The sequence below is a fragment of the Janthinobacterium sp. SUN073 genome (assembly GCF_030397665.1).
GTDB lineage: Bacteria > Pseudomonadota > Gammaproteobacteria > Burkholderiales > Burkholderiaceae_D > Janthinobacterium.
On sequence record NZ_JAPUBT010000010.1, the window covers coordinates 31,765 to 43,906 of the forward strand.

Consider the following 12,142-nt stretch of genomic DNA (forward strand, 5'->3'; position numbering starts at 1 on the left):
TCGTCATGCCAACAATTAACGAGATTCTCACTACTATGGACTACGGCCCTGCTCCCGAAAGTCAAAAAGAAGCGCAGGCGTGGCTCGATGGCCACCAGCGCACATTCGGTTTGTTCATCGACAATGCCTGGAGCGAGCCGGCCGAGCTGTTCGCCTCGACCAATCCTGCCGACGGCACGCAGCTGGCCGAACTGACGCAAGCCACCGATGCGGACGTCGAACGCGCCGTGGCGGCGGCGCGCCGCGCGCTGCCCGTATGGCAGGGCATGGGTGGCCATGGCCGCGCGAAAGTCATGTACGCGCTGGCCCGTTTGCTGCAAAAGCATTCGCGCCTGTTCGCCGTACTGGAAACCCTGGACAACGGCAAGACCATCCGCGAAACGCGCGATATCGACCTGCCGCTGGCCGCGCGCCATTTTTATCATCACGCCGGCTGGGCGCAGCTGCAGTCGGAAGAATTTGCCGACTACCGCGCCGTGGGTGTGGTGGGCCAGATCGTGCCATGGAATTTCCCGCTGCTGATGTTGTCGTGGAAAATCGCCCCGGCCCTGGCGGCCGGTAACACGGTGGTCTTCAAACCGGCCGAATTCACGTCGCTGACCGCCATGTTGTTCGCCGAATTGTGCGTGCAGGCGGGCGTGCCGGCCGGCGTGGTCAACATCGTCACCGGCGACGGCAGAGTGGGCTCGGCCATCGTCAACCACCCTGGCGTCGACAAGATCGCGTTTACGGGTTCCACCGAAGTGGGCCGGTTGATCCGCGTAGCGACGGCCGGCAGCGGCAAGAAGCTGTCCCTCGAATTGGGCGGCAAGTCGCCGTTCATCGTCTTCGAAGACGCGGACCTGGACGGCGCCGTGGAAGGCCTGGTCGATTCGATCTGGTTCAACCAGGGACAAGTGTGCTGTGCCGGATCGCGCCTGCTGGTGCAGGAATCGATCCAGGAACGCTTCCTGAACAAGGTGCGCGCGCGCATGGAAAACCTGCGTCTCGGCTCGCCCCTGGACAAATCGATGGACGTGGGCGCGCTGGTTGATCCGGTGCAGCGCCAGCGCATCGCCGCGCTGGTTGATTCGGCTAGAGCCGAAGGTTGCGACGTGTGGCAACCGGCGTGCGAACTGCCGGCAGACGGCTCGTGGTTCCCGCCCACCCTGATCACGGGTGCATCGACGTCGGCCGCCGTGGCACAGGCTGAAATCTTCGGCCCCGTGCTCGTCGCCATGAGCTTCCGCACGCCGCCTGAAGCGGTGCAACTGGCGAACAATACGGTGTACGGCCTGGCCGCCAGCGTGTGGACCGAGTCGATCAGCCTGGCCCTCGATATCGCTCCCGCCATCAAGGCTGGCGTGGTGTGGATCAACAGCGCCAACCAGTTCGACGCGGCCTGCGGCTTCGGCGGCTACCGCGAATCGGGCTTCGGCCGTGAAGGCGGCCGCGAAGGCATGCTGGAATACATGACGGCCCTGGCCGAAGATGCGCGTCCGGCCCTGCCGGTGGTGGAAGCGAAGGCCAAGGCCAATGTGAAACCGGCGGCAGCCGATCCGTTCGCCATCGATCGCACGGCCAAGATGTACATCGGCGGCAAGCAGGCGCGCCCCGACAGCGCCTACAGCACGCCCGTGTTTGGCGCGAATGGCGCCCTGCTGGCCGAAGTGGGCGTGGGCAGCCGCAAGGACATCCGCAACGCCGTCGAAGCGGCCCATAAGGCGTCCGGCTGGACCAGCGCCACGGCGCACAACCGCGCGCAAGTGCTGTACTACATCGCTGAAAACCTGGCTGCGCGCGCCGACGAATTCGCCGCCCGCATCGCGGCCATGACGGGCAGTAAAAATCCTGAGAAGGAAGTGCAGGCATCGATCGAGCGCTTGTTCTACTACGCCGCCTGGGCCGACAAGTACGACGGCCTGGCGCATCAGCCGCCCACCAAAGGCATCACCGTGGCGCTCAATGAAGCGGTTGGCGTGATCGGCATCGTCTGCCCGAACGAAGCGCCGTTACTCGGCTTCATTTCGCTGGTGGCGCCGGCCATCGCGCTGGGCAACCGCGTGGTGGTGGTGCCGTCCGAAGCGCATCCGCTCTCCGCGCTGGACCTGTACCAGGTGTTCGACACGTCCGACTTGCCGGGCGGCGTCGTCAACATCATCAGTGGCAACGCCGATGAACTGGCGCGCACCCTGGCCACGCACGCCGACATCGACGCCGTCTGGCGCCATGACGGCTCGCTTGACGGTTGCGCGGAAGTCGAGCGCCTGTCGGCCGCTACCCTGAAGCGCACCTGGGTCGGTGGCGCCAAAGGCCGCGACTGGTACAGCGCGGCCCAAAGCGGTGGCCGTGCCGTGCTGGCGCATGCGTCGCAGGTGAAAAACGTGTGGATTCCTTACGGCGTCTGATAAGTAGCTAGCGTTACAAAGCTGGGGTCAGATCCGCAGGGACTGACCCCAGATCTCATGATTGGAGTTATTCCATGTTGTTAACCCAGGAAATCATCCGCAAGAAGCGCGACAAGGGCGTGCTGAGCGCCGAAGAAATCCAGTTTTTTGTGCGCGGGATCACTGACGGCAGCGTCAGCGAAGGTCAGATCGCGGCGCTGGGCATGGCCGTCTATTTCAACGACATGAACATGGACGAGCGCGTGGCGTTCACCCTGGCCATGCGCGATTCCGGCCAGGTGCTGGACTGGCGTGCGCTGAACCTGCCGGGCCCTGTCGTTGACAAGCATTCGACGGGCGGCGTGGGCGATGTGGTTTCCCTGCTGCTGGGCCCCATGGTCGCCGCCTGCGGCGGCTACGTGCCGATGATCTCGGGTCGCGGCCTGGGCCACACGGGCGGCACGCTGGACAAGTTCGACGCCATTCCCGGCTACTGCACGGTGCCGGACAATGAACTGTTCCGCAAGGTAGTCAAGGAAGTTGGCGTGGCCATCATCGGCCAGACGGCCCAGCTGGCGCCGGCCGACAAGCGCTTCTACAGCATCCGCGACGTCACCGCGACGGTGGAGTCGGTGGCCATGATCACCGGCTCCATCCTGTCGAAGAAACTGTCGGCGGGCCTGGACGCGCTGGTGATGGACGTGAAAGTGGGCACGGGCGCCTTCATGCCGACCTACGACAAATCGGTGGAGCTGGCCGAGAGCATCGTCGCCGTCGGCAATGGCGCGGGCATGCAGACCTCGGCCATTTTGACTGACATGAATGAATCGCTGGCGCCATACGCGGGCAATGCGCTGGAAGTGCGCGGCGCCATGGATTACCTGACGGGCCGTTCGCGTCCCGCCCGCCTGCACGAAGTCACCTTGTCGCTGTGCGCCGAGATGCTGGTGCTGGGCGGCCTGGCTGCCACCGAAGAGGAAGCGCGCGTGAAATTGATGGTGGCCCTCGATTCTGGCGCAGCGGCCGAGCGCTTCGCGCGCATGGTGTCCGCCCTGGGCGGCCCGGCGGACCTGGTCGAGAACCCGGACAAGCACCTGGAGCAGGCGCCGTTCGTGGTGCCGGCACCGGCGTTGTCCGCCGGTTACGCGAATGTGCGCGATTGCCGCGCCATCGGCCTGGCCGTCGTGGCCCTGGGCGGTGGCCGTCGCCGTCCGACCGACAGCATCGATTTCGCTGTCGGCCTGACGGACCTGGTGGGCCTGGGCGAGCAAGTATCCGTTGGCCAGCCGCTGGCCATGGTGCATGCGCGCACGCAAGCGGCGGCGCAGCAAGCCGTCAAGGAAATCCAGGACGCGTATGCCATCAGCGCGGTGGCGCTGGCGGCCAGTCCGGTGATTTACCGTACCATTCGACCGTAACTATTTTTAGCCCCAAAGCAGGGTCTGGGGTCGTACCCTGAGGGTACGACCCCGGCCTTTGCGGGTTTTACAGGTAAATAATCAAATGAACAACCAAGAACTGATCGCCGAAGCCAACGCCGGCCGCGAACTGGCCTACGCGCCATATTCGCGTTTCAAGGTGGGCGCGGCGCTGCTGTGCAAGGATGGTCGCGTCTTCCGTGGCTGTAACGTGGAAAACGCCGCGTATGGCCTGTGCAACTGCGCCGAACGCACGGCGTTTTTCAGCGCCATCGCGCATGGCTGTAAACCAGGCGACTTCGCCATGCTGGCCGTCACGGGCGACACGGCTGAACCGATCTCTCCATGCGGTGCCTGCCGCCAGGTGATCTTCGAGATGGGTGGCGCCGACCTGCCGGTGATCCTGACGAACCTGAAAAACGATGTCATGGAAGTGACGGCGGGCTGGCTGCTGCCGCACGGCTTCGGCAATTCCGACCTGGACATGAAGTAACAGGATACGCTTGAACAAGACGATCGACATCCAGGCCGCCGTGGCGATTGCCGCGGCCGAAGCCATGGCAGCGAAGACGCAGGGCACCTTCGGCGTGGGCGGCGTGCTGCTCGATGGCGCCGGCAACGTGCTGCAATCGATGCACAACAACGTCGTGCGCCAGGGCTTGGTGTTCGACCCCACCGCGCATGGCGAGCGACAGCTGGTGGACTGGTATTTCGCCGAGCGGGCCAAGGGCACACCCTTGCCGCCGCCGGGTGAACTCACCATCGTCACCTCGCTCGACCCGTGCTGCATGTGCACGGGGGCGATTTTGGCGGCCGGTTTCAATGTGGTGGCAGCCGCGCCTGACGTCAAGGCGGGCATCAATTACGATGGCACCGCCACGTTCACGGCCTTGCCGGCGCCGTTGCAGTCGCAGGCCGGCCGCAGCTTTTGCTATCCGGCCGTGCGTGGCGCCACCGAGTATGCGCGCCTGCCGTCCGGCGCCGCGCCCAAATCTTTTTTCATCGGCAAGAGCATCCACGAGGCGACGCAGGCACTGTGCTCGCTGGTGTTCGAAGCGACTTCGGCGCAGGTAATGCAGCTGCTGAACGCCGGCGACGACGTGCACCTGCGCGATCCCGCCACCTTGCCGTCTGAGCATGCCGTGGTGCGCGCTCTGCGCCGCCGCTATCCCGATGCCCTGACTTACCGCTGCGACCCGCATGCGCCCGATGCTGGCCTGGCGCCCTTCCTGCAGGCGGCCATGGAGCAGGATGCACGCGATGGCGGCCAGGGCGACGCGGCCGCCTTGCTCGATTCCTTTGGCAACCTGCTGCTGTGCATGCCGGGAAAACTGGCGCAATCGGCCATCCGCACGCCGTTCATGGAATGCACGCGCCAGTACGCGCAGCTGCGTTTTGAATTGATGGCGAATGCGGCGCCGGCGCGGCAGGAAGAAATCAAAAGTTACCTGGGCCACCCCAAGCATGGCACCTTCGTGCTGGCCATCGGCCCGGACGACAGCGCCGCCAGTTTCATGACCCTGGGCGCCTACGGTTCGACCATGGAAGGGGCGCTGCCGGAGAACAATCCCGCACAATTCCAGTACGTGCGCCCGGCCATGGCGCAAGACGCGCTGCTGGCGCTGTGCGAAGCCATGCCGCCGCTGTACCGCAAGCTGATACGCATCCGGCCATGCCAGGTGGCGGACCAGGCTTTGATCAGCGCACTGGGCTAGGCATCGTCGTCGGGCAGATTCTTGAGTAAAAAGTCGTGCACGTTTTCACCCGCCACGCGGCGAATTTGCGCTTCCGACAGGCCCGCGTCGAGCAGCGCCTGCGTCAATCGTGGCAGGCCGGCGGCGTCGATGGCGGTGGTAACCGCACCATCGAAGTCCGAGCCATACGCCACGTGTTCCGCCCCGATCAGTTTTACCGTGTATTTGATGGCGCGCGCGATCGACGCCACATCCTTGCCGCAGACGGCCGTATTCCAGAAGCCGATGCCCACCAGGCCACCCTGGGCGGCGATGCGTTTCAACTGGCCATCGCTCAGGTTGCGTCCGTTGGCGCAAGTGCCGCGCACGCCCGTGTGCGACACCATCACGGGACGTTTCGCCAACGTTAACACGTCGTCGATGGTGGCCGGCGAGGCGTGCGCCAGGTCGACGATCATCTTGCGCTGCTCCATGGCGCGCAGCCATTGCCGGCCCAGTGGCGTCAGGCCGCCTTTTTTCAGGCCGTGCTGGGAGCCGGACAGTTCCGTGTCGAAGAAATGCGTGGGTGCGGCCATGCGGTAGCCGGCCCGGTACAGGGTATCGAGGTTGTCCAGCTTGCCTTCGAGCGCATGCGCGCCCTCCAGTGTCAGCCAGCCGGCCAGCAGAGCGGGATCCTGTTCGCGCGCGGCGATGAAGCTGCGCAGCTGGGCGCGGCTGCCGATCACGCGGACCTTGCCATGACTGTTGGCCGCTTGCTGGCGCAGCTCGTCGGCTTGCCAGGTGGCGCGCGCCAGCAGGCTGTTCCAGGTGGCGGGCGGCAAGCCTTGCGCCACCACCAGTGCCGTGATGTTGTCCGTGTCGCTGCCATTGCGCTCGATATTCATCTTGCGCGGCGTCTTGGTGACGACGGAAAAGGCTTGCAGCGCCACGTTGGCCCGCTGCAGGCGGGGGAAGTCGACATGCCCGCGCTGGCTGTCGCGGTTCAGATTGCGTTGCCACAGCAGGCTGTCGGCGTGCAGGTCGGCGATCCACAGGCTCTGGTGCAGGGCTACGGTGGCCGTCGAAGGCGTCTTGCCGGAGGGAGGGTGGACACGGTTGAGGTGCTCGTCGACGAGGACGGGAGCGGACAGAAAACCGCCAACCAGCGCAAGGCTGGCGGCGGCGAGGGTACTGATAATCATTGTTCTCCGTCTTACCATGGGTCGTAGGTGCCCAGGCTCCAGATATGGCCTTCCGGATCGCGGCACGTAAAGCCCCGTCCGCCGTAATCTTCATCCTTGATGTCGAGCACGATCTCGGCACCGGCCTCGCGTGCGCTGCGGTAGACGGCATCGGCATCGCTGACGACCAGGTAACAGTTTTGCGTGTTGGCGCCGCCGATGTCGCCAGGCAGTTTCATCAGGCGGCCATAGTCGCTGTCGAGGGCCGGCGCCACCATGACCATGCCGTTGCCAAAGCTCAGTTGCGCATGGGCGACGCCACCATTGCCGTCAGGCACGATCAATTGTTTTTCAAAACCGAGCGCCTTGCATAGCCATTCGATGGCGGCGGGCGCATCGCGGTAGCGCAGGCAGGGAATGGTCGTGCCGGTTGTAGCTTTTGCTGTCGAGGTCATCAGAAAACTCCTATGGATGTGGGGGAGTAGCTTTGATCGTCTATTCAGCGTAGCGTTTCGTCTCAAACCCATCCATCGGGATGGGTTTGATGCCCGTCAATGCTGCGCGCACTCATAGTGCCATAGAACCATCATTGCACTCTTGCTACGACGCAAATTTTTATTGCGGTGACTGCGAAGAGTTCGCTGCCTTCGTGTCCGTGCCTGTATCGTCGCTGCTGCTTGCCCATTTCAGCAGCATGACGAGGGCAAACAGCATGATGGCCAGTGGCAAGATGGTGATCAGGAACGCCAGGCCCAGGCAGCACCCCAGCAGCATGGGCCAGGACATGGCGCGCAGGGCGGCCATGCCCTGGTGCGCGTAAGCGCACAGTTCGCTCCAGAAAGCGCTGAAGGAAGTGCTGCCCGGTGCCGAATTGATGTCTTTCATGCCGTTCTCCTGTGGTTGCCGCTGCCGTATGCAGGCTGGCGATGAATCCACTATAGGTAAAACCTTGCTGCCAGACATCGTGTATGCGACGAATGGCAGGAATGGCGGAGCGAACGGCGACAAACCGGGACAAATGGTTATTCAAACACCTTGAGTTTCAGCTGGAAACTGAGGGCGCCATACAGGCGGTCCTTGTAGGACGGCACGATGGCGATGTTCACGCCCACGCGCTGGTATTCATAGCTGATGGTGGGGACCAGGGCCGGGAACCAGCCGCCGTCGCGCATCTTTGGATAGCCGCTGAAGCCGCCAACGACGGCGCCGATGCGCAGCGGGCCCACCTTGATCGGCTGGTAGTACACGCCCAGGTAGTTCGAGTAGGCGCGGTCGCTATTGTAGAAGCGCCCTGCCGTGACCGAGGCAACTGTGGAAAAGCGGTATTCGGCGCCCAGGCCCGGATTGCTGTCGTTCAGGTTCTTGTCGCGCTGAAAGTGATACGAATAAAAGCCCGCGTTGAGCCAGGTTTCGCTCAGCGGCTGATTGTCTATCATGCCCACTGTCTGCGCCTGTGCCGTGGACGCCGCTGCCAGCAGCGCCGCGCAGGCAGCTTTGCCCAGCAATGACGCGGTGCGCGCCGATGACCATTGTTTCATGCCTGTTCCTTGTCCTGTCGCTATGGCGCCGCGATTGCAAACGCTCCAGCGCGCCATGCTATCACTGCTCGTTTGTTCCTTGGAAATTTCATCACGCGCCGGGCACTGCCGCAGGCAGGGCGATGGCCGCCTGCACCATGTGCGTGAGCAGGATTTCGGCGTCCTCGTAATCCTTGCGCGTGAGCTGCTTGCGATCCAGCACCAGAGCCATCTGCGCCGAAAAATCCGCATACGATTGCGTCATGGCCCAGATGGCGAACATCAGGTGCGTGGCGTTCACGGCGGCGATCCGGCCTTGCGCGATCCATTCTTCGAAGACGGCGATATCCTTGCGCAGCAGCGGCACGACCCGGTCGCGTATCTGCGCGCCGTACAGAGGCGCGCCATTGATCACTTCCAGCGCATACACGCGCGAAGCCCACGGCTGTTCGCGCGAAAAACGCAGCTTGGCGCCGATGTACGCGCGCAGCACGTCGCGCGGCTCGTCGTGCTCATTGGCCAGCGACTCCATGCGCGCCAGCCAGTCGTCGAGCACATCGTCGAGTACGCGCTGGTACAGCAGCTGCTTGGACGGAAAGTAATACATCAGGTTTTGCTTCGACAGGCCGGCCCGCTCGGCGATGGTGGCGATCGACGCACCTTCATAGCCGCTTTCCGCGAACACGCGCACGGCTTGCTGCAGGATGTCCGCTTCCAGACGGTCGCGGTTTTGCAGGCGCCGGCCGCCGGCATTTTTCACGGGAAGGGCAGGGGATTTGTCGCTGGCCATGGCGGATTCTTTAGCGTGGGCGGATCGATTGCAGGAAGGCTTGCAGCACGGGGGTATCGGTGTAGGCCACGTTGAAGCGGAACCACACCGTCTCGGGCGCGCGCAGCATGAAAAATTCGTTCGGCGACAGCAGGATGCCGGCCTTCAATGCCATGTCGGCGATGATCTTGCCATTCCATTCCGGTGTCTGCAGGTCGGGCCAGCCGGCGCTGACGAACATGCCGCCACGCGGTCGCGCCACGGGCGCCATGCCCGCCTGCGCCAGGCAGTCGATGCTGCGCTCGCGGGCCGCCTCGAGCTGCGCCACCAGGCGTTCCACCATGCGCTTGTAGGGCCGCGCGGAGATGGCGTGGTAGACGGCGCGCTCGTTGATTTCCGACGTCGTCAGTCCGGCCAGCATTTTCACGCGCACCAGTTCGGCCACCAGCGGCGGCGAGGCGCAAATCGACCCCACGCGCAGCACGGGCGACAGGGTCTTGGAAAAACTGCCCACGCGGATCACGCGGCGCAAGCCGTCCATCGCCGCCAGCGATGCGTCGCCGCGCGCCGCCAGTTCGCGGTAGATATCGTCTTCCACCAGCCAGAAATCGAATTGCTCGGCCAGCGCCAGCAGACGGTGCGTCTGCGCCTGGCTCAAGGAAGTACCGAGCGGATTTTGCAGTACCGTGTTGACAAACATCAGCTTCGGCTGCGTGCGCGCGGCTTCAACGGCCAGCGCATCGAGATCGAGGCCCGCCTCGCTGCGCGCAATGCCCACGGGGATGCAGCCGTGGTGGCGTATCAGCGACTGCAGATTGCTGTAGCCGGGGTCTTCCACCAGCACCGTGTCGCCCGGCTTGGTCAGGCTGCGCAGGATCAGATCGAAGGCATGCGTGGCGCCGTGCGTCAGCAAGACCTGGTCCGGCTCCACCTGGAACAGCTCTTCCGACAGGCTGTTTGCCAGGTGCTGGCGCAGCGAGGCAAAGCCGAGCGGGTGGCCATAGCCGCGCAGCCGGCTGGCGGGTATGCGCATGGCCTGGCGCACGGCATCGAGCACGGTCGCTTCGCCATACATCTCGGGCGGCAGCCAGCCCGCGCCCACGGGCAGGGCATCGGATACGCCCGAATACAGGTCCGGCGTGAGGGCGTCGATGGCGGTGGGGCTGGCAAGGGTGTTGGCAATGAGGGCGGCCTGCGGCGAGGCGGCGATATCGTGGCGCGCGACGAAATAGCCGGAGCCGCGCCGCGACGACAGCAGGCCCAGGTTGACCAGGCGGTCATACGATTCGACGACGGTAAACGTCGACACGCCATTGCAGCGGGCGAACTGGCGCACGGACGGCATCCGCGTGCCGATGCGCAGGGCGCGGCTGCCCACCATGACGCTGATGGCGATGACGATCTGCTCGACGAGGCCGCCCTTTTTCTGGCGGTCGATATCCAGCACGGGCCAGCCACTGGCGTTACCTTCGCCCTCGTCCTGCTTCACGTTGTGCGTCACCGGTGGCTCCTTATGCTGCTCAAGTAACCCCCAATAAATTCTTGTGCTTTCTGACTTCCATAACCGGCGCTCTGCAGCGTTGCCTGCTGCTAGCAGTGCTCGCACTGCGTCGCAACAGGCGCCTTGCATAGCATCCGGTTCTGTTCGTCATAAATTCACAATAATTTCCCGAGGATTACTTAACACAAAACTGTATTGTTTTTTCGACCTGTACGGTTGGGATACTTTGCCGTTTGTGTATCTGTGCCATTGGGGATGGCCTGTCTATTATTACATCAGCTTTTTGCCAACTGGTAAATTATTTTACGCTTCGTCAAAAACGATCCTGGCCCCGCGCCAGCCCATCTCAAGGAGAAGATCATGAACGAAACAAGGCCGGAATCGATGTCGGCATTCTGGATGCCGTTTACGAATAACCGCGATTTCAAGGCCAACCCGCGCTTGCTGGTGTCGGCCGAAGGCATGTATTACAAGGACGTCGATGGCAACACCATCCTCGATGGTACGGCCGGCCTGTGGTGCGTGCCATGCGGCCATGCGCAGCCGCAGATCGTCGGCGCCATCCGCGAGATGGTCGGCCAGCTCGACTTCGCGCCCACCTTCCAGATGGGCCATCCGGCCGCATTCGACCTGGCGGAAAAACTGATGGACTACACGGGGCATAAATTTGGCCACGTGTTTTATACGAACTCCGGTTCCGAAGCCGTCGACACGGCGTTGAAGATCGCGCTGGCCTATCACCGGGTGCGCGGCGAGGGCGCACGCACGCGCCTGATCGGCCGCGAACGCGGTTATCACGGCGTGGGCTTCGGCGGTATTTCCGTGGGGGGCATCGGCGGCAACCGCAAGACCTTCGGCCCCTTGCTGCCCGGCGTGGACCACCTGCCGCACACGCACAACCTGGACCAGAACGCCTATACGGTGGGCGAGCCCGAATACGGCACCCACCTGGCCGATGAACTGGAACGCATCGTCGCCCTGCATGACGCCTCGACGATCGCGGCCGTCATCGTCGAACCGGTGGCCGGTTCCACGGGCGTGCTGATCCCGCCGAAAGGTTATCTGAAACGCTTGCGCGAGCTGTGTACCAAGCATGGCATCCTGCTCATCTTCGATGAAGTGATCACGGGTTTCGGCCGCATGACGACGCCGTTCGCCGCCGACTATTTCGACGTCGAGCCGGACCTGATGACGACGGCCAAGGGCCTGACCAACGGCATGGTGCCGATGGGTGCCGTGTTCAGCAAAAAGTATATCCACGACGCCTTCATGGATGCGCCACCGGGCATCGAACTGTTCCATGGCTACACGTATTCCGGCCACCCGCTCGCTTGCGCCGCTTCGCTGGCGACCCTGCAAGTGTTCGAGGAGCAGGACATCCTCGGCCACGCTAAAGCGATGCAGGCGTATTGGCAGGATGCCGTGCACTCGCTGAAAGGCTTGCCGCACGTGATCGACCTGCGCAGCATCGGCCTGATCGCCGGCATCGAGCTCGATCCCATCGCCGGCAAGCCCGGCACGCGCGCCTTCAACGCGTTTAAACAGGCATTCGCCGACGGCGTGCTGATACGCACGACAGGCGACATCATCGCCCTGTCGCCGCCGCTGGTGCTGGAAAAACAGCATGTCGACGAGCTGTTTGGCAAGCTGGCCAAGGTACTCAAAAATCTCGATTGAACGGCAAACTCAAACAAAACCCGGGGTCAGACCCCCTCAT

General features: G+C 63.6%; 11 protein-coding genes. 5 read left to right on the forward strand and 6 right to left on the reverse strand.

Going from position 1 to position 12,142, the window contains the following annotated elements; all coding sequences use genetic code 11:
- The first annotated feature begins 35 nt into the window (after positions 1-35).
- The 4 genes from O0882_RS22505 to O0882_RS22520 all read left to right on the forward strand — a co-directional run bounded on the left by O0882_RS22505 (position 36) and on the right by O0882_RS22520 (position 5,499).
- On the forward strand, positions 36-2,387 hold the full coding sequence (locus tag O0882_RS22505; protein WP_289951927.1) for an aldehyde dehydrogenase family protein: 2,352 nt from the start codon (positions 36-38) through the stop codon (positions 2,385-2,387).
- Positions 2,388-2,461: 74 nt separating this feature from the next.
- Positions 2,462-3,784, forward strand: a complete 1,323-nt coding sequence (gene deoA / locus O0882_RS22510; protein WP_289951658.1) for a thymidine phosphorylase — start codon at positions 2,462-2,464, stop codon at positions 3,782-3,784.
- A 58-nt stretch (positions 3,785-3,842) separates the two neighbouring features.
- Entirely contained in the window at positions 3,843-4,277 is a 435-nt protein-coding gene (locus O0882_RS22515) for a cytidine deaminase (protein WP_354670285.1), read from the forward strand.
- Between the two features lie 4 nt (positions 4,278-4,281).
- Entirely contained in the window at positions 4,282-5,499 is a 1,218-nt protein-coding gene (locus O0882_RS22520) for a nucleoside deaminase (RefSeq protein ID WP_289951929.1), read from the forward strand.
- Here the strand turns inward: O0882_RS22520 and O0882_RS22525 are convergent.
- From O0882_RS22525 to O0882_RS22550, 6 genes are all read right to left on the reverse strand, one after another.
- Positions 5,496-6,659 carry a dipeptidase gene (locus O0882_RS22525; protein WP_289951660.1) on the reverse strand — a complete coding sequence of 388 codons (1,164 nt, stop codon included), beginning with the start codon at positions 6,657-6,659 and terminating at the stop codon, positions 5,496-5,498. The genes O0882_RS22520 and O0882_RS22525 overlap by 4 nt on opposite strands.
- A gap of 11 nt (positions 6,660-6,670) precedes the next feature.
- Complete coding sequence (locus O0882_RS22530; RefSeq protein WP_289951661.1) at positions 6,671-7,093, reverse strand: VOC family protein; 423 nt, start codon at positions 7,091-7,093, stop codon at positions 6,671-6,673.
- A gap of 160 nt (positions 7,094-7,253) precedes the next feature.
- Positions 7,254-7,523 carry a hypothetical protein gene (locus tag O0882_RS22535; protein ID WP_289951663.1) on the reverse strand — a complete coding sequence of 90 codons (270 nt, stop codon included), beginning with the start codon at positions 7,521-7,523 and terminating at the stop codon, positions 7,254-7,256.
- Between the two features lie 137 nt (positions 7,524-7,660).
- Positions 7,661-8,176 (reverse strand): hypothetical protein, encoded by a 516-nt coding sequence (locus tag O0882_RS22540; protein ID WP_289951664.1) that lies wholly within the window; start codon positions 8,174-8,176, stop codon positions 7,661-7,663.
- Between the two features lie 91 nt (positions 8,177-8,267).
- Positions 8,268-8,945, reverse strand: coding sequence for a TetR/AcrR family transcriptional regulator (locus O0882_RS22545; protein ID WP_289951666.1), 678 nt, complete (start codon positions 8,943-8,945; stop codon positions 8,268-8,270).
- Between the two features lie 10 nt (positions 8,946-8,955).
- A complete protein-coding gene (locus O0882_RS22550; protein ID WP_289951668.1) occupies positions 8,956-10,425 on the reverse strand; it encodes a PLP-dependent aminotransferase family protein in 1,470 nt (489 codons plus the stop codon).
- Between the two features lie 360 nt (positions 10,426-10,785).
- Between O0882_RS22550 and O0882_RS22555 the strand changes: the two genes are divergently transcribed.
- Positions 10,786-12,102 (forward strand): aspartate aminotransferase family protein, encoded by a 1,317-nt coding sequence (locus tag O0882_RS22555; RefSeq protein WP_289951669.1) that lies wholly within the window; start codon positions 10,786-10,788, stop codon positions 12,100-12,102.
- The last annotated feature ends 40 nt before the right edge of the window (positions 12,103-12,142 follow it).